Genomic DNA, 17,362 nt, shown 5'->3' on the forward strand with positions numbered 1-17,362 from the left:
AACGTTTTAGTTTTCACACACAAAAAACAACCGATAAACTGATAACTCCTCCCATACTAACCAACCAAAAACACCACAAAAACAAACAACAACACCACAACCAACTAAACACCATCACAACTACTGGGCTCAAGGGTTCACAAAGGACTTTTTTGAAGATAATTATTATCATAAAAAACTTAGTGTACCCTAGAGCCCGTTGAGCGCTTCGTGGTGAAAAATAGTGTACATTACTCGCCTTTGTGAGAGAATATACACTTAAATAAGATTACCAAAACCGGGAAAATTTCACCGAAAAGTATCTAATATTCAGTGTTAGATTGAACAGTATGCGATTAAGAGCTAAAATGATCATCCCAATGATAATCTTGATACTTACAATATCATTTAGCAGTGGTTGCATATGCCAGCAGCTCTCGCCGGAAAGTACAGCACCGGTAGAAGGTTCCCTGATGAAGGAACTTAGCAGTGCGGAAGACATAGACGCCGCGCTGGAGACAGGACCGGTATTTTTGGAGTTCGGGAACGACGGATGTTACTGGTGCCGCTTACAAAAACCAATAGCAGAGCAGCTGTCAATAGAGTATGATGGCATCAGTTTCCTGTACATAGATACGAGCGTACACAGGGCTCTGGTCGCAGAGTATAACGTAAATCCGATACCGCACATGAATTTGATCGTGAAAAAGAACCCGGACGGATCATACCTTTATGTAGATGAGGCCGGAAACCTGACAGAGAACAGGGATAGCTCGAAGATCCTGGGCCTTCATCAAAAGGACCAGCTTGTTAAACTGCTTGATACTGCCTTAAGCGCAAGAGCAGCATGATCGAAACATGGTAAATTAGGCGGGAATCATTCCCGTTTTCTTATTTTTACATAACAACTTTTAAATTTACCCCGGTATAGTATTAGTATGCCAAAGTAATGCACGGTGTGAACATGGAAGGACTTGAACTCTCGAAGGAAAGCCTGGTAAAATGTGAGAATAAGATAATGGAATCAATAGTGCGTGTCGTCGAGCTTAGTAACTCAAACGGCGCTATACTTGCCATCAGCGGCGGCATAGACTCCGCGCTCGTCGCGACGCTTGCCTCAAGGGTGGTCGACGTGTACGGCCTGATCATGCCGGATTCCACGTCCACGGACCCGGACGATATACAGCACGCGAGGGAGCTTGCCGAGAGCCTTGGCATCGATTATGAGATCATCGATATAAGCAGCATCGTGCAGGCTATCTACAGGTCGAGGCCGGAGTTAGGGCCCGAAGAATGTAAACTGGCATACGCCAACGTCAAGCCGCGCGTAAGGATGATCATGAACTACTTTGCGGCGAACCTGGACGGCCGCATAGTCCTCGGGACAGGGAACAAGACTGAACTGTGCCTTGGCTACTTTACGAAATACGGTGACGGCGGAGTCGACATTTTGCCTATTGGCGATCTTTACAAGACCAGGGTATGGCAGCTATCAAGGCACCTGGGAATACCGGAGCATATCGTTAGTAAAGCGCCTTCTGCAGGGTTATGGAAAGGGCAGACGGACGAGGCGGAGCTCGGGCTGAGCTATAAGACTGCTGATATGATCCTATATGCAATGTTCGATAAAGGACTGACAAGGGAACAGATCAAAAAAGAGACTGGCGTAGATGACGAGTCGATCGATAAAGTGATGCAGAGGATCAGGGGCAGCGAGCATAAGCGCATCATGCCGCCGATAGTCAAACTCGATGTATGAGCACATAGCGATTGATTACATTGTAGAAGATTTATTCGCCGCAAAAGTAATTGATGAATACTATTTTTCACCACAAAGGACACAAAGGTTACTAAGGTCCACCAGCTTAACCACAAAGGACACAAAGGCAACCAAGTAACACGGTTTTTCACCACAAAGGACACAAAGGCAACCAAGTAACACGGTTTTTCACCACAAAGGACACAAAGGCAACCAAGGAACACGGTTTTTCACCACAAAGGACACAAAGGCAACCAAGGTCCGCCAGCTTAACCACAAAGGACACAAAGGCAACCAAGTAACACGATATATTTAAAAAAGATGAACAAGCTCAAAAAAATTGTGTTACTTAGTTGCCCTCGTGTACTTTGTGGTTAAGCTAGTGAACCTTAGTTACCCTCGTGTACTTTGTGGTTAAGCTAGTGAACCTTAGTTACCCTCGTGTACTTTGTGGTTAAGCTAGTGAACCTTAGTTACCCTCGTGTACTTTGTGGTTAAGCTAGTGCACCTTAGTTACCCTCGTGTACTTTGTGGTTAAGCTAGTGAACCTTAGTTACCCTCGTGTACTTTGTGGTGAAAATTTTGGAAAAATTTTTCTAATAAAAATTACCACTCTAGCACGCCCCCTTCCTTCAGATAAAATTTTTCTACGGTCCCCACCGGCATTTCTATTACATATCTTGCAGGTGACTTAGGTGTCGCCATCCCTGTCCATGGCTTTAATCCTTTCTTAAGATCAACTATCTTTTTTTCATTATTCAGGTAGACCAGATCGATGGGGAAAGTGACGAACATCATATGTATGTCCACGTATTGTTCCCATATCACGTCGAATATCATTGCAAAATCTTCAGGTATATCTCTGCGGAACATCAGCCCGATAGTTTGCTTTAGCATCGTGTCGGCGAACTCTATGTTCCTGGCTATGATGGTCCCGTCGCTCTTCTTTAGTAGATTCATTTAATGGTAATTAGCCGGAAAACTATTTATCAATAATTGACCTCCTATAGTCTCGTGGATTGAATGGACCTGGTACTCTTTCTACTGAGCTTTGCCATAATACTCACCGGATGTGAGCTTTTCACGAACGGTGTCGAGTGGACCGGCAAGCGTTTTAAACTATCAGAAGGTGCAGTGGGCAGTGTCCTTGCAGCCGTCGGGACGGCTCTCCCGGAGACGATAGTACCCCTTATAGCGATATTGTTAATAGGCGGGGATGCAGGACATGAGATCGGTGTCGGAGCGATACTCGGCGCACCGTTCATGCTGGCGACACTTGCGCTTTTCGTCTGCGGATTGTCTGTGCTGGTATTTAGAAAGAGAAGAGGGACGAATAAACTCAAGATCAACGGATTGCTGATCAGGCGCGACCTTAAGTTTTTCCTGCTGGCATATTCGCTGGCTGCGATCGCAGCTCTCACACCGCCCGAGTACGGGTTTTTCAAGGTCATACTTGGATATACTCTGATACCTTTATACCTCGTTTATGTGATCTATACTTTAAAGACGGGCGAGACATGTGACGGCGGGGAGGATCTGAAGAACCTTTACTTTGATAACGTCATTAGAAAATGTACTGGTAAGTCTGGTGAGCCCGTACAGTGCCCTACTGACATGGACGGTTCGGGCTATAAAGTCTTCAATCCGCCAGAGCCTCATACAATACTTATTATCATACAGGTGCTGGCCGCGCTTGCCGCGATCATTCTGGGAGCGAACCTGTTCGTGAACCAGATCAAAAGCATCGCGGATATCATAGGGATAAACCCGCTCATATTATCACTTATTATCAGCCCTATCGCTACCGAGCTTCCGGAGAAGTTCAACAGCATGCTGTGGATACGCGAAAAGAAGGATACTTTTGCGATAGGGAATATTACCGGCGCAATGGTGTTCCAGAGCTGTATACCCGTGACGTTCGGTATTATTCTTACAGGATGGCACCTTGATCTGACGAACACTGTGCAGTTCCTTGAGGCAGTGAGCATTGCGATAGCGCTATTCTCCGGTGTTGTGCTTTACATAAGGTCGAGCCATAAAGAGATGAGCATGTCCGGGCTTATGATGGGCGGATTGCTATACCTGATCTTCATAGCGCTGGTGCTATGGAGTATCTAGATTTTTAGTAGTTTTACCTGACGGATGGCAGGTAGATACAAACCTCACGAAAACACGGAAACACAAAAATTTTTTTATGATTTTTTAAGAGCTCAAAAGCACCAAAAACTTACTCACTAAACCACAAAGGCTCTAGTATCACCGTCAATGCACTAACGTCCCAAATGCTCAACTCAACGCACCAAATTCTCTAATACACTAACGCTAAAACAAATCCCGAACCTCTCAAAAGCACGAAAGTTTAATAACCCGGTTTCCGTTCAACACGACTAAAGCATACCGGATATAATGATGATCAATAAGGCTTAGCACAAACCGCGATTTAAACTTTCGTGTTTTGGGGAAGTTCGGGCCTTGTTTTAGCGTTAGTGGATTAGTGATTTTCGTGCGTTGAGTTGAGCGTTAGTGACGTTTGAGCGTTGACGGTGATACTAGAGCCTTAGAGGTTTAGTGAGTGAACTCTTAGAGATTTCGTGCCCTTAAAAAAAATCATTAAAAAATTTTGTGTTTCCGTGTTTTCGTGAGGTTTGTATCTACCTGCCATCCGTCAGGCATAAGGCGAAGATTTTGATAAAGTAGCAGAACCTTAATTTAAAATAGATATCATAGGGTGGAAAAATCCCAATGCAATTATAACTTATAACACCCTATAATATCAATATTGTCATCATAGCATTGGAGGCTCTGCCCGGTTTTTATCGCTCAGTACCTCCTCCCATAGCCAGTCATATTTTTCTGGATAGTTCAGGTATTCGAGTTTACCGGGATCGCGCACAAGTCCATACATCTCTTTACCCTTCGCGAACCCTACCTTTGAGTAGTTCGTCGGCTTTAGGTATCTGATCTCCGGGACCTGGTCGCACCTGGCGTTCTTTATCAGCCGGCCGTCAGTAAGCTCGTAGTAAGCAGCCCCGCCGCATTTTTTGTATGGCTCGTATATTGACTCGAAGTTCCTGGATACCCAGTTCGCCATCTTTAATTCTTTATTTGACGGGTTAATTGTCACGTGGCCGTAGTTCGGGGGGATTATGACCTTGTCGCCCTCGACAGCCTCTATCATCACGACGTCGGCCATCCTGCCGCCTTCACATTTCTGTAATAAGTAGTGAGCTTTTCCCTTTAGCACTTCGTAGACTTCGGGGAAGGTATAGCCGGTATCGCCTTTGTACGGGTGGTAATGTCCTGCCGTTTTAATGAATTCGCTGCCCAGCCTTGCGGGCGGGATGACTGTGATATCATAGCGGAGACCGTTATCTAATATTATGGAATGGTCCTGCCTGCTCATGTGGACATCCCTGTACATATAATAAAGTTCCATGTCCGGGGCGTTTTTAAGCCATTCGATATCATAGATGACGTCAGTCATATCACTTAATCTTCTGACGCTCGGGGAAATGGTCTTGCCGCCGAATTCAAGCGTTCTGGTCGGGTTCACTATAACACACCATTTATATAATAATGCATTTCCCCGTATTATAGGTTTTGAAATGTATCGGAGAAAAGAAGTCGAAAGGTTAAGAATAAACCGAATAATTTATAAGCAATCAGTTAGTGAAAATTAGCATTATGGAAGATGTTGACCAGAATAAGGTATTTTACGTATGCAAAGTGTGCGGGTTCGTATTTGAGGCTGATCCTTACTTTTTCCCGATAAAATGTCCGCATTGTGGAAGCGAAGATACGATGAGGACATGATAATAAAAAATTATTAAAATAAAAATATTTTATTTAATTATTGTAAATATTTAGACATTAAATATATATAAATATATATATATAAAAAATATATTATATGTTTAATAAATTCAATTAAACATTAGTATCTATTACAACTTTTTCTTTTCCATCGACTTTTGCGGTTACAACTAGATGTATATCATTCATTGGTACATTTACATATTTATACCTGTAAACATCACCTACTGACATAACAGTCCCAATATTACATGGATTCCCCAATCCACCGTTTTGATATTGAAGTTCATATAAAGAACCTGTCTCTGGCGATATTATTGTCAATTCACTTACTATTTGTGCACCATTTTTATCTGCAAAAGTAATGTCTAATACATCATTAGACATCTTTGTTATTGTAAATACAGGAATATTATTTTTACCAATATTATTTAATAGTCCAAGCGAATAAGCCGCCACTAAAGCTGCTAAAATGACAACAATTGCAACTATAAGAATAATGCCAATAGTTTCTGATTCGCCTTTATCATTATTTTGAAAAAATAACGTATTAAAACCCCTATGTATAATAATGTTAAAACTAAATAAAATTTATTACTATAATAAAAAAAAGAAGAGGATTAATCCCCTTATACAGTTGCATCAATTACTACTTGGCTATTTCCATCGACTGTAGCACTACCTACAACGTGATACTGAGCCGAGGAGGCTAATGTATACCTGTAAGTTTCACCGACAGTCATCGAAGTTGATGAAGGTACAGGAACTGCTGTTAAAGTAGTACCATCAGCTGTTAGTGTAAGAGAATTTACTGTCTGTGCTCCACCCATGTCTACAAAAGTAACATCTAAATAGGTAGTTGATCCACTTGCAACCCTCTTCATTGTGAAAGCGGGATTCTTCTTTGTACCTACGCCACCTGCCATTCCAAATACGAATGCTGCAATAACTGCCGCTAAGATAACGGTGATCGCTACCATAAGGATAACACCGATGACGGCGGATACTGCCTCATCATTCTTCTTAAAGTTCCTCATATTAGTTTAACCTCCTAAACCATTCCACCCCACTTGTGAACCCACAAATGAGACACATATAAATATGCTAGATACTGTATTACTATCAATAGGTACTTAATCTTTTTGCTGTCAAAAACGCCATACACCAAAGTTATTTTGTAAAAATTGTACTGTATGAAATTTAGTAGATTTAATGTAAAAATAAAAAATGTTTACTAAAATTTTCGAAAATATTTTCGAAAAATCATTTTATAAAAATAAATTGTCGAGTTTATTTACAAATATTTTTAAAAAATAATTTATTGAAATAAAATATGATTAATAAGTAAAAAACTAAATAAAAATTATAAAGCAAACATTATAAAATTGTAATTAAAAAAGTAAAAATACTTATGAATAATTACAATACAAAGATTTATAAGTAATTGATTTTTAAATATGATTTTTACTAATATTTTGTATATTTTGTAAAATTTGTGTCAATAGGTTTTTCTATGCCCAAGTTTTTTCATGAGGGCCCCATCATTCTTGACCTTTACCATGTTTAATTAATAAGGTAGATATTAAATAATGCCCTACTTCAGAGTAAAGTAAAACACCAAAATATAAAATATCCACATCAAAATTACCTTATATACTATTTATATTATAAATATATAAAAAACTGATTCTGGTTCTTTCTACGAAAATTATGCGCCTTTCAAGTTATTTTCAATAAAAAATAGAATTGTGCAGTAATCCAGGATACCGTTTGATCAATATGATCATAGGTTTATTCATTTACCTATTACCTGCATCCTGAATTACCGCATCGGACAGTCTATGTTAATTTATATCAAGCTCAGCTTTGCATGCTTCCTGTCTTTGACGACAGGCCTACTTTTAATACACCCTCTGTTATGTAAAGGTATTTTATATCCTGGCCGGAACGATATTTTATAAATACCCTTGACTCGTCAGGGTTAAACTTGAAATTATTATTGCCGGTTGGCCCTCCAGGCAGACCTGATATTTTCTTTTCCGCGATATCATAGTCCGGCCCGTCATCCGGGTATTGTTTTGCCATCAGCCAGAGATAATGCTGTGTTATGTCGTGAAGCGTCTTAGACCCTCCCGGCATAATATCAGAACTGTCATCATACCCTATCACCAAACCCGTATCAAAATTGGCCTGGTCCGTGCCCCATGTCACTGTCGGGTTCGTGCTATGATAATTAAGCACGTAAGACTGGTTAAGCATATCTATATACAGGCTGTCTTCCCTGAATTCCTGCCTTTGGTATTCGGTACAGTTTGCAAATACCTCTTCTATGCCGTTCGCCTTATCAATATACTTGAACTCGATGACGCCGTAGTTCTTGTTTTCATTTACCGGCACGCCAGCCTCGTCCTTTATTTTACCGTTAAGTCTCGTCACGATGATGTATAACTGCGGATCGGGTTCTGCACCGTCAATATCGGGTACACAGTAAGTCAGGGTATAACAGTTACCGGGGTTCCTGCCAGTAAGGTTAAGGATAAAGACCTCTATCGGTGTAGGATCGTCAGTATCCATGGCTTCTGTCGTGAAACCGTCTATTGCAAGTTTATTCTGTAACGGTATACCGGTCTTCAGCGAGACGTTCACGATCTTTTTAGATGGGTCGGTCACGGCTATTGCGCTGGTACGTTCGTTGATATAGTCCGCCCATGCTGAATAGTAATCCGATTTAATGGTAATGTTAATAGAGTAGTTCTGAGGCACAGGGTTCATGCCCTTGATGCCCGGATAGATCGGAGTTATCACGCCGTCAGGCGAGCTCGCGTCAAGCATTACAGCGCCACCGCCGTTAACAGCAATGCTTGTATTGCCATCAATACGCGTTATGGGCAGCGTAAGCGTGACGCCATTATAGTTAAAGTCTGGAGGGGACCGCATTATGGTGCCGCCGTTAGGATATTTTACCCAGACACCTCCGCCCTGATATGCTATTTCGCCGTTATCACCCACATATTTTACAGTTCCCAGCGCACAGCGGTGGATCAGTTTTTGGTCCGCGCCATAAATAGCGATATAGCTATCATCTTCTGTGCCGTTCACGAAGACCGTTCCGTCACCGAACTCAAAAGGCGTCTCCTGGAATATGGATGTACTGAACCTTGCTTTGCTCATCCTGGAGTCCCCTACGGTAAAAGCCTGCTCAACTGTATTGAACTGGGCAGTTTCTTTACTGTCAGGGATCACATAAGCTCCGGAAAGTAATATAATCGATATTCCCAAAACCACTATTCCCATGAGGATCAGGTAACCGAATATTTCAGAGACCGCATCATCCCTTATTATCATACTATCGTGCCCGTTTTTAGCCGATCTTAGATCATTCACCAACATAGATACTGTCCCCTTTGTCATTTTGCTGTTATCGTTACATATGAGGGCATCCAGCAGAACTTAATGCCCGAAGTATAATTATTGCTAAGGACGACGACACCGCCGGTATTGCTCAACTCATTGAAGTACAATTCGTCCTGGAAGAACCTGCTAAGATAATTAGTATAATCACCGCTTAGATGTACGTCTATCCGCTTAACGTTATCATAGTAGCTTGGCATAGGGTAACTGACATACTGAGAAAGTTTTGAGTAGTAAGGCGTCGAGATCGATATTCTAGTCAGGCCGTTGCCGCTTATGGCCACGTTGCTGTTGTAAAACTTTATGACCGGTACGACGAACATGTTTGAGCTATTATAGATCTCAGGGTTCTTTACGGCATATGTATAATCACCGTTTTTCCTGCAAACTCCGCCCAGCAGATATGCTACACCCTGGTCATTTATAGAATATTCCATAGCTGACAATGTCGTGCTATTATTGCCCATTAAATTGTTACCTTCATGGTCGCTATAGCAAAATATGTTTATATAGCCGTCCTCACGTATGCCAAGGGAGCCGCCGTGTAACTTTAGCTCTGCGGACTGAAATGTCGACTCCAGCATTGCGACCTTATTGCCTTCGGAGGCCATTATGTAAAAGCCTTCTTCCATATTCTGAAGGTGGCTCCTGTCCAGTTCCTGGGTGAAGGCAGGATATCCTATTAACAAGATTATAGATATCGATGTGACAAGTATAAAGGTCACTAATATGTAGCCCATAGATTCGGATACCGCTTTATCGGAGCTTAACAAAGAACGATACATATGATCAATCCTCCAGGTCTATTACTATCGTGCTACCATTGTAATAGATATGCCCTGGCGCGTCCGAGCTATAGAAGAAAGTCTCTTCCACCGGCACCACGCTGCTAAAGGATGCTGCTGATGTCACGCCGGAATTTGCTTCATAGGTAATGATAACGTCTCCGCTCCTTGTAGCGGCGTCATAGGTAACGTTCACAATGTATTGCTTTCCTTTTACCAGTTTCGGCAATTCAAAATACAGGCCATATCCTGTCGCTGTCGTGTTCGTGTGTTCATCGGTATAGCCATTCATATATATCTCGTTGGAGACGCAGGTTATCCTTCCCGCAAAGTCATTAGAGATGATGTCGAACTCTTCCTTCAGGACAAGCCTGTCACTGGTGCTTATAACAGAATTTAATGTCATAAGCAGGATCGTCAGGAGTACGGACATGATGATGAGGGTGAAAATATATTCGACCACCACGTTGACTCCCGTTTCATCCTTCAAAAAATTTTTACCCATAGCAGCTCGCTCCTGTGGATCTATGGCCAATCGCCGGGATTACCCCGTACGTGTATGATGACCTCTCGCTCGTAAAGCGGCCTGTTCCCGGGTGTCCCGCAAATGTTACACGTTCCGGATATTCTCATGGTCAGGTTCGCAAAGTAGGGATAGTCATTATCAAGACATTGTATACGTACATTGATGTTTTTATTATAATTGGTACCGCTGATCAGGGCCTGAGTGAAAGAGCCGCTATCATCCGACGTTGCGAAAGCCGTGTTATTGGAATCGGGATTTAAGGTTATATCCACCTTGAAATTGCTGAAGTTGTATAATCCGTTTACGTAAATATCGTAGCTGATCTTAACGAAATCAGCCCTCAGGTTACCGCCGCCGGTAGCATAGATCTTCTCATTCTCCGCATATGTTTTTGTATAGGTCGTATTGCCCACAACATGACTGCAGGCGGATGGTATCGGGGCGCAAAATATGTTAATGTCGTTAGATCTGTTACCAGCCCCGATCGTCGCATATATCGTATCGGTGCCTGTTTGTGCACTAACATATTTTAACGTAGCCTTGCCGGTAGAATCGGTAGTGACGACAGTTACGGCCGTACCCGAGAGATCCCTGAATTCTGACCCCGCAAGAGTTTTATGCATAGTCACATCGACGTTTGCCTGTGCCACAGGGGTTGAACTGTTACTGAAAACTTCAACCGTCAAAAGTACGTAATCCATAGGCGTTAGCCCTACGGTCACGTTATATTTCGAAGGTATAATGTTTATCTTATAGCCGCTGGAAGTCCCGCCGGGGGTCGTTCCCGAAGATAGAGGGTTACCCGTAAATATCTTATAAGTTAAATTAGAGTTCCTTCCGATGATAGATAATTGCGATTCGGTCTCTGTGACGGCGAGCGGATCGCTGATAGGGATACGGTATGGCGTACTCGTAATGGTGACCTGTTTTGATTTTATTCCATACAGGCCGTTAAGTGCTTTCTCATAGTCGTCCGTATATTTGTCAAACCTGCTGCTGTCTGCGTCGCCTTTAGTATAATTATAAGCATAGGATATTTCTTTAGCCGTAGCCTGTTTAAGAGACAGGGCATCGTACCTTGACTGGTCCATCATGCCTACATATGCCATATTGCTCGAAAATATCACGTTATTCAGCATGAGCGTGATCGCGATTATGGCGAAAGCTAGTATGAATGCGCTTGTCAGCAGGAACTGGCCGGAATCATCCCTAATGATCTTTGACACCTACATCACCCACATCGTCAGTTTTACTTCAGCCACGTTATGCAGCGGCGTATCCGGACTTATATCCGGCAATATGAAGCTATTATCATAATAGCCGTCGACGGGTATGTCTTTCCCGGTCCCGTAAACGTCATCGTGCAGTACTATGATCCTTGAGACGGTCACGCAGTTTTCAGACGGGTCGCCGTTCCATATCATTTTTGCACACCTGACACGATTCTCCATGTCAGGATAAGCGACCTCTACGTTAAACGCCACGCCGCGATCTATCAAAGCGTAACTTAAAGCGTTCCCTAAAGCGGTATTCAGTATCGTGGTGTTGTTCACATAAGAAAGACTGACGTACGTGGTGTTGTTCCATGCGTACCAGTCATAATTATTAACCAGGACCCATTCTTTGATGCTCTGCTTTAATAACGACGTCGCGTTCAGATCGGTAGTGTTCATCGTATACGTCTCATCTAACGTCGTAAGTATATCCTGGCCCATGTTTTGAAGCTCTAATTTAATATGCTGGTTAGTGAATGAAGATGTAAGAGGTGTCACTGAAGTCGTCTGTACGACTAACGCAAGCACTGACAGCATGATCATAGCTGCTCCCAGCCCTTCGATAGTCTGCATTTGCCCCCTGTCGTCACGTCTTAATGAAGCCATTACCAAACCCTCACGGTCAATATTGCCATTTTACCCGGATAATTAGCCGGATTGGAGTCCCGCATATAAACGAAACGCTTGCTCTGGCCGACATTTTCATTTCCCGGGGTTATCCCGCCATTGATCTTGTACTCTGTGCCGTCCTCATCCTCAACTATGATCTGCAGGTTATGGATCTTACCATTAATATCCATACCCAGTGATCTCATTAGATTATTATAGTCAGCCGGGCTGGAAGGGCTCTCTATGCCGGATTTTAAATTATTGAAAACGTTAAGATCGACGATCCCCGGCATTATCGTACCCGAATTGTTTTTTGCCAGTATCGTCTCTACCAGTGTCATTCCCACCCTGTCGGCGGTCATTGTCAACTCATCGGAGTTTGACTGGAAAGGCGTGAACATTCCCGGTATGAATGCGAATACAAAGATAAACGCGATCAAGAAGATGGTTATCCCTGTAATGAAATCCAGGCCTGTTTGAGCAGTATTATCGCGAATTAGTCTCCTCATAGTGCCAGTACCTTCCAAATAGGTATCGATTGCTTTATTATTTTAAGCAGAAGTCTTATAATAAGCTATCGCTGGAAATTTCGATTTTAAATATGTCTTTTTACATAATATTCAAATATAACTTTTCTATGTATAAAATATTGAATAATAAGCATTAATTATTTAAACGAAAGAAAAAGACGATTTTTAATGTTACTTGATAATAAGAATACGTTTTGAACGTTTAAAAACCATAAAGAACTTAATTATTAGTTAGATTAATCTATAATTGAAGTTTAGCTTATATACTTTTAAAAAATATTCTATTGATATGCCTGTAATTAAGATATATATGTGGGAAGGCCGAACTAAGGAAGCTAAGAAAAAGATAGTATCCGGGATTACTGATGTATTCGTAAAAGAAGGAGTAAATCCGGAAGCAGTGACAGTGATCATAGAAGACGTTAAAAAAGAGAACTGGGGCTGTGCAGGTAAGCTGGCTGATGAGTGAGCTTTTATTATCAAATTTTTTCTAATATATTTTTATCAAATTTTTAGCTCAAATTATAAAGAAAGATGTTATCGTCCATATCCCCATGTGGGATACCTGCAGCAAGCCAGTTACCTTTCTTCACATAGTAAAAGCACAGGACGCACAGCTCAAGGAATAACGATCCCGTAAATACTCCCGACTGGATGAAAGCGTTAGGGAACAGTATAAGTTATTTTTCGGCCTGAGCGCGGTCCTTTCATCATCATCGAGCCGGACAAGCCTGAATATATAAACGCATGCAACTATCAAGCAAATATTCTAGACGATAAACCCCGAGATAAAAAAGTCGCCCGCTAGAACGTTCACCAGGGGCATCAGCAGAGGACATAGAGGGAAAAACGCATAGTTGGACATGTTGACTTCATTGGAGTATCGCCGAATAGCCGTTCGCGGCAATATCCAGATACCATACGCTGTCCCACACACCTCACATGCTCAGCCAATCGAACTCCGTATAGCTTTTTAGCCAGAGTCAAATGTGACATGAGCCCTATAGCGGTCAGCATTACCCTTGTGGCCGTAAAAAGCAAAAGTGTATATTTTATCCTTACGGGAATATTAGATAAAACATTTTTAATGGTCGCAATGAGCTTAATTTCATTGATCTTCGGAAGCATCATTGAACTGCCTTTTATATCCGTAGCCATTGATAACAAACGTCTTCTGCATGTTAAGACTTTAATAATTTACAGCCTATTATATGTTTAATATATCCCGGAACTCTTTTAACATGGGGAACTCCAGCGCTTCGTCATCAGCAGTGATGATAGGGCGATACTTGCCGATGTCCCCTTCTTTGATGAATGCGGACATAAAATCCCTGGAGTCCATATAGTTTATCGTCGTCCCGGAACAAAGGGGATTAAACGCGGGCAATACAAGCACGTCCTTCCCGCGCCAAGTCTTCTTGCCATACAGGAAGCAAGGCTGCTTTTTAAGTTCTATGTCAAGCGAGGGATGCTCATGGCCGAGCACTATGAGCTTTACGTCAGGATCGTTCGCGCGGGAGGGTATGGTATTCCCGTGCGTGAAGAGCACACCCCCTTTAAAAAAGAATTCTTCTGCCGTAACGCCATCGATGTCCTGAAGAGCCAGTTCCAGCATCTTATCATGCGAGCCTGTTATCACTATGATATTATCCACGGAGGCGATAAGGCTGAGCATTATCCTGTCGAAGGACTTTTTAGTGTTCCTCCTCAGCCTGTGGAACTCATGCAGGATGTCGCCGTTAAGCACGATAGTTTCCGGCTTGAATTTTTTTATTATATCGTTAAAACGTTCCTGCAGTTCGCGCTCCTCGTCCAAAGGCATTGAGAAGCCTTCGGCCTGAAGGGCGTCCTCTATGCCGATGTGTATGTCGGAGCATGTGCAAACTTTAATGCCAGGGAAATATGCAGCGCTGCGGAAATACTCTATCTTCAACCTCATTTACTCCCGATCTTTTCCATGACGCGCCTGTGGAACTCTTTCAGCAGCGACGTCTTGTCCTCCGCCAGCACGACGTCCGAAGCGGACAGAGACGCCACGCCGAACGACAGCGGGCTCGGGGAATCGACATTGATAACGACGACTTCCATATCGCCGCCCTTTATCGCGCGCACTATCTGCTGGATATGGTCTATCTCCAGCTTATCCTCGATTATTTCCCTGTATGACTCTTCAAGTACAGAAAAGTTATCGAGCCGGTGGGCGAACGACAGCATCATATCGGCGGACACCTGCTGGCGCCTTGCGCTCTTCTGGTGGCCCTTATAGTTCCTTAGTATCATAAGGGACCTTGTGGCGTTGATCCTGAACATGCGCTTCAGAAGCTGGCTCTCCTCGAGCGACTCGCGAAGTATCTCCTTCGCCATGGTCTCGTCAAGCGACTCCATATAGCCTTTTATGTCCAGCTTTTTCGAAAGCGGGACCGAGATGAAGAAGCCGCTGTCGCTTACTGACAGTGTCACGTTGCTGGTCTTTTCCCTTGATACTATGAAAGCGAGGATACGGCTAAGCCCGTCGTTGAACTGTCTGCCGTAGTTAGACTGGAAGTAGTAGTAACGGCGCAGGTGCTCCTTATCCTGGTGCTCCTCGACCACGAACCTGGTTCCGGTCGCTATGGAATCGTCGCCCGAATATCTATCCTGTTCGTCGAAGATCTGAAAGATGCTCGCCGCCGTGTTCTCGTCCACAGGGTAATTCTTAAAAAGCCATTTTAAGGTCCGGCTGTCCCCTATGCGCTTTGTCATCTCTGCCTTGAACTCGAGGACATGAAGCCCGAGGTCGAAGGAGAGCGGCAGCCTTTCCGAGAACCAAGAGGGGACGGTCGGACGGCTTGTCGAGTTGTCGACATACACCTTTCCGCCCCTGCGGTATATGAACTCGTAGAATTTACCTCCGAGAACGAAAACGTCGCCCTTCTGGAGTTTTTCAAGGTACTGCTCGTCAAGGCTTCCCACCCATTTGTTATCTCCGCGAGTCAGCACGTCGCATGAGAACTCATCGGGTATGACGCCTACGTTAGTGTAATATATCATCCTTGAGAGCTTTCCGCGCTTTCCGATATAGTTCGTCTCGTCGTCGTACCATATCTTGCCGTATATGCTCTTCTCTTCCATTCCGGGGAGCCCGCCCGAGAGATATTTTACGACGCTCATGAAGTCTTCGTCGCTGAGGTCCCGGTAACAGTAACAGCGCTTAATGATATTTTTGGCCTTTTCGATGCTCATGGGCTCGTTTATAGCCATTCCGAAAAGGTGCTGCGTCAGTACGTCAAGGCAGTTCTCGGGAATGTGCACGCCGTCGATGAAACCTTCCTGGGCTTTCTTCAGCATTACAGCGCACTCTATAAGCTCATCACGGTCGAGGGCGATAACCCTGCCTTTCACGACCTGGCCAAGGCTGTGGCCTGCCCTGCCTATCCTCTGTAATAATGATGCTACGGATTTAGGAGAGCCCACCTGTATGACAAGGTCGAGGTATGGCATGTCTATGCCCAGTTCCAGCGACGTAGATGTCGTGGCGACCTTCATCGTACCGGACTTTAGCTTATTCTCAATGTCATGCCTGCCGCTCTTTGAAAGTGAGCCATGGTGGCATCCGGAGTTTTCTTCCGTATAAAATTCAGGGTAAGACTTCCTCAGATGATATAAAATTCGCTCGGCGCCGCTGCGGGTATTCGTGAATATCAGGGTGTTCTTGTTTTCCTGTACAAGGCCGTGTATCATCTCGTACATCGCCTCGTTTATCTCATGCGCCGTCGCTTCTATAAGGTTGGGCACGGGACATAATAGCTTCAGGTCGAACTCCCTGACAAAGCGGGTATCCACGATACTGACATCCCGCGTAGTTCCGTTATCGTTCCCGGCAAGGAACTCGGCGATCTTATCCAGGGGCTCTACCGTGGCGCTGCAGCCTATCCTGACGAAAGGCCTTTTAGTGACTTCCTGAAGCCTTTCCAGCCCTAATGATAAGAACACGCCCCTTTTATTATCGGCCATCGAATGTATCTCGTCGATTATGACCCACCTTACCGTCGCGAGCTTTTCCACGAACTTTGGCGAGTTCAATAAAATTGCGAGAGTCTCCGGCGTCGTGTTAAGTATATGCGGGGTCTTTCTCAGCATCGCAGACCGCTCTTCGGATGCGGTGTCGCCGTGCCTGATAGCATGGCGTATAAGCCTGTCGTCGCCATAGAGGGCGCTGATCCCGGCAAGGGGCTCCTCCAGGTTTTTATGTATATCGTTAGCCAGTGATTTCAAAGGTGATATGTAAATGCAATAAACGCTGTTCTCCAGCCCTTCTTCCGATCTGGCCAGAAGGAAAAGCTCATTGATTATTGACGTAAATGCCGATAGCGTCTTTCCCGAACCCGTAGGGCTGCATATGAGGACGTTCTTGCCCTCGTGAATGAGCGGGATGGCAAGTCGCTGCGGCGGTGTAAAATAGCCTCCGTTGACTTTGCGGCGTGAGCCGAACGTATCTTTCCACCATTTTTTTACCGACGGCTCGAACAGGTCGAGGATCTCCTCGTCCGTGTGCGCCAGCGTCGCGTAGCTTACCGGTGAAACTGGAGTGTAGGCCTGCTTTTTTCTCCTTGATGTTGACATGAAAAATACCTTGAACGTTCGTTTTTAGATTAGCGAGTGAGTCTTTAAGTTTAAGGTTCATATCTTTTCTCTAT

At 43.8% G+C, this 17,362-nt stretch carries 18 protein-coding genes; 5 read left to right on the forward strand and 13 right to left on the reverse strand.

Translation table 11 applies throughout. From position 1 onward, the window contains the following. Positions 1-329 precede the first annotated feature (329 nt). Positions 330-830, forward strand: coding sequence for a thioredoxin family protein (locus CUJ83_RS06955; RefSeq protein ID WP_230741568.1), 501 nt, complete (start codon positions 330-332; stop codon positions 828-830). Between the two features lie 113 nt (positions 831-943). Then, the gene (locus CUJ83_RS06960; protein WP_230741569.1) at positions 944-1,738 is read left to right on the forward strand and encodes an NAD+ synthase; all 795 of its coding nucleotides are present in this window, start codon (positions 944-946) and stop codon (positions 1,736-1,738) included. A gap of 606 nt (positions 1,739-2,344) precedes the next feature. Here CUJ83_RS06960 and CUJ83_RS06965 read toward each other — a convergent pair. Further along, complete coding sequence (locus tag CUJ83_RS06965) at positions 2,345-2,698, reverse strand: DUF192 domain-containing protein (RefSeq protein WP_230741570.1); 354 nt, start codon at positions 2,696-2,698, stop codon at positions 2,345-2,347. Between the two features lie 63 nt (positions 2,699-2,761). Between CUJ83_RS06965 and CUJ83_RS06970 the strand changes: the two genes are divergently transcribed. Further along, entirely contained in the window at positions 2,762-3,856 is a 1,095-nt protein-coding gene (locus CUJ83_RS06970) for a sodium:calcium antiporter (RefSeq protein ID WP_230741571.1), read from the forward strand. A gap of 667 nt (positions 3,857-4,523) precedes the next feature. Here the strand turns inward: CUJ83_RS06970 and CUJ83_RS06975 are convergent. Beyond that, positions 4,524-5,291 carry a glucose-6-phosphate isomerase family protein gene (locus CUJ83_RS06975; protein WP_230741572.1) on the reverse strand — a complete coding sequence of 256 codons (768 nt, stop codon included), beginning with the start codon at positions 5,289-5,291 and terminating at the stop codon, positions 4,524-4,526. Positions 5,292-5,422: 131 nt separating this feature from the next. Between CUJ83_RS06975 and CUJ83_RS15680 the strand changes: the two genes are divergently transcribed. Continuing rightward, a complete protein-coding gene (locus CUJ83_RS15680; RefSeq protein WP_255668405.1) occupies positions 5,423-5,551 on the forward strand; it encodes a hypothetical protein in 129 nt (42 codons plus the stop codon). A 114-nt stretch (positions 5,552-5,665) separates the two neighbouring features. Here the strand turns inward: CUJ83_RS15680 and CUJ83_RS06980 are convergent, their stop codons facing one another. From CUJ83_RS06980 to CUJ83_RS07015, 8 genes are all read right to left on the reverse strand, one after another. After that, positions 5,666-6,142, reverse strand: coding sequence for a type IV pilin domain-containing protein (locus tag CUJ83_RS06980; RefSeq protein ID WP_369423937.1), 477 nt, complete (start codon positions 6,140-6,142; stop codon positions 5,666-5,668). Positions 6,143-6,180: 38 nt separating this feature from the next. Further along, on the reverse strand, positions 6,181-6,588 hold the full coding sequence (locus CUJ83_RS06985) for a type IV pilin domain-containing protein (protein WP_230741574.1): 408 nt from the start codon (positions 6,586-6,588) through the stop codon (positions 6,181-6,183). Positions 6,589-7,411: 823 nt separating this feature from the next. Then, a complete protein-coding gene (locus CUJ83_RS06990) occupies positions 7,412-8,941 on the reverse strand; it encodes a DUF7289 family protein (protein ID WP_230741575.1) in 1,530 nt (509 codons plus the stop codon). A gap of 17 nt (positions 8,942-8,958) precedes the next feature. Beyond that, positions 8,959-9,747, reverse strand: a complete 789-nt coding sequence (locus CUJ83_RS06995) for a DUF7289 family protein (RefSeq protein WP_230741576.1) — start codon at positions 9,745-9,747, stop codon at positions 8,959-8,961. Between the two features lie 4 nt (positions 9,748-9,751). Continuing rightward, entirely contained in the window at positions 9,752-10,252 is a 501-nt protein-coding gene (locus CUJ83_RS07000) for a hypothetical protein (RefSeq protein ID WP_230741577.1), read from the reverse strand. 20 nt (positions 10,253-10,272) lie between these two features. Beyond that, entirely contained in the window at positions 10,273-11,499 is a 1,227-nt protein-coding gene (locus tag CUJ83_RS07005) for a hypothetical protein (RefSeq protein ID WP_230741578.1), read from the reverse strand. Continuing rightward, positions 11,500-12,153 (reverse strand): DUF7288 family protein, encoded by a 654-nt coding sequence (locus CUJ83_RS07010; RefSeq protein ID WP_230741579.1) that lies wholly within the window; start codon positions 12,151-12,153, stop codon positions 11,500-11,502. Continuing rightward, the gene (locus tag CUJ83_RS07015; RefSeq protein WP_230741580.1) at positions 12,153-12,665 is read right to left on the reverse strand and encodes a DUF7287 family protein; all 513 of its coding nucleotides are present in this window, start codon (positions 12,663-12,665) and stop codon (positions 12,153-12,155) included. Before CUJ83_RS07015 ends, CUJ83_RS07010 begins: the two co-directional genes overlap by 1 nt. A 268-nt stretch (positions 12,666-12,933) precedes the next feature. Between CUJ83_RS07015 and CUJ83_RS07020 the strand changes: the two genes are divergently transcribed. Further along, positions 12,934-13,155 carry a tautomerase family protein gene (locus tag CUJ83_RS07020; RefSeq protein ID WP_255668406.1) on the forward strand — a complete coding sequence of 74 codons (222 nt, stop codon included), beginning with the start codon at positions 12,934-12,936 and terminating at the stop codon, positions 13,153-13,155. A gap of 356 nt (positions 13,156-13,511) precedes the next feature. On the opposite strand, the gene CUJ83_RS07025 is transcribed toward CUJ83_RS07020, so the two are convergent. Genes CUJ83_RS07025 through CUJ83_RS07035 form a run of 3 tightly spaced genes read right to left on the reverse strand, consistent with a single transcriptional unit; the run spans position 13,512 to position 17,288 of the window. Next, a complete protein-coding gene (locus tag CUJ83_RS07025; protein WP_230741582.1) occupies positions 13,512-13,844 on the reverse strand; it encodes a hypothetical protein in 333 nt (110 codons plus the stop codon). Between the two features lie 49 nt (positions 13,845-13,893). Continuing rightward, positions 13,894-14,625, reverse strand: a complete 732-nt coding sequence (locus CUJ83_RS07030) for a metallophosphoesterase (protein ID WP_230741583.1) — start codon at positions 14,623-14,625, stop codon at positions 13,894-13,896. Further along, entirely contained in the window at positions 14,622-17,288 is a 2,667-nt protein-coding gene (locus CUJ83_RS07035) for an ATP-dependent helicase (protein WP_230741584.1), read from the reverse strand. The genes CUJ83_RS07030 and CUJ83_RS07035 overlap by 4 nt, the downstream gene beginning before the upstream one ends. Between the last annotated feature and the right edge of the window lie 74 nt (positions 17,289-17,362).

It is taken from the genome of Methanooceanicella nereidis, from assembly GCF_021023085.1.
Classification (GTDB): domain Archaea; phylum Halobacteriota; class Methanocellia; order Methanocellales; family Methanocellaceae; genus Methanooceanicella; species Methanooceanicella nereidis.

Excerpts from the sequence above, each read along its gene's own strand:
- CUJ83_RS06955 (WP_230741568.1), top strand. The coding sequence starts at position 330 with ATGCGATTAAGAGCTAAAATGATCATCCCAATGATAATCTTGATACTT.
- CUJ83_RS06960 (WP_230741569.1), top strand. The coding sequence starts at position 944 with ATGGAAGGACTTGAACTCTCGAAGGAAAGCCTGGTAAAATGTGAGAAT.
- CUJ83_RS06965 (WP_230741570.1), bottom strand. The coding sequence starts at position 2,698 with ATGAATCTACTAAAGAAGAGCGACGGGACCATCATAGCCAGGAACATA.
- CUJ83_RS06970 (WP_230741571.1), top strand. The coding sequence starts at position 2,762 with ATGGACCTGGTACTCTTTCTACTGAGCTTTGCCATAATACTCACCGGA.
- CUJ83_RS15680 (WP_255668405.1), top strand. The coding sequence starts at position 5,423 with ATGGAAGATGTTGACCAGAATAAGGTATTTTACGTATGCAAAGTGTGC.
- CUJ83_RS06985 (WP_230741574.1), bottom strand. The coding sequence starts at position 6,588 with ATGAGGAACTTTAAGAAGAATGATGAGGCAGTATCCGCCGTCATCGGT.
- CUJ83_RS06990 (WP_230741575.1), bottom strand. The coding sequence starts at position 8,941 with ATGTTGGTGAATGATCTAAGATCGGCTAAAAACGGGCACGATAGTATG.
- CUJ83_RS06995 (WP_230741576.1), bottom strand. The coding sequence starts at position 9,747 with ATGTATCGTTCTTTGTTAAGCTCCGATAAAGCGGTATCCGAATCTATG.
- CUJ83_RS07000 (WP_230741577.1), bottom strand. The coding sequence starts at position 10,252 with ATGGGTAAAAATTTTTTGAAGGATGAAACGGGAGTCAACGTGGTGGTC.
- CUJ83_RS07010 (WP_230741579.1), bottom strand. The coding sequence starts at position 12,153 with ATGGCTTCATTAAGACGTGACGACAGGGGGCAAATGCAGACTATCGAA.
- CUJ83_RS07015 (WP_230741580.1), bottom strand. The coding sequence starts at position 12,665 with ATGAGGAGACTAATTCGCGATAATACTGCTCAAACAGGCCTGGATTTC.
- CUJ83_RS07025 (WP_230741582.1), bottom strand. The coding sequence starts at position 13,844 with ATGGCTACGGATATAAAAGGCAGTTCAATGATGCTTCCGAAGATCAAT.
- CUJ83_RS07030 (WP_230741583.1), bottom strand. The coding sequence starts at position 14,625 with ATGAGGTTGAAGATAGAGTATTTCCGCAGCGCTGCATATTTCCCTGGC.
- CUJ83_RS07035 (WP_230741584.1), bottom strand. The coding sequence starts at position 17,288 with ATGTCAACATCAAGGAGAAAAAAGCAGGCCTACACTCCAGTTTCACCG.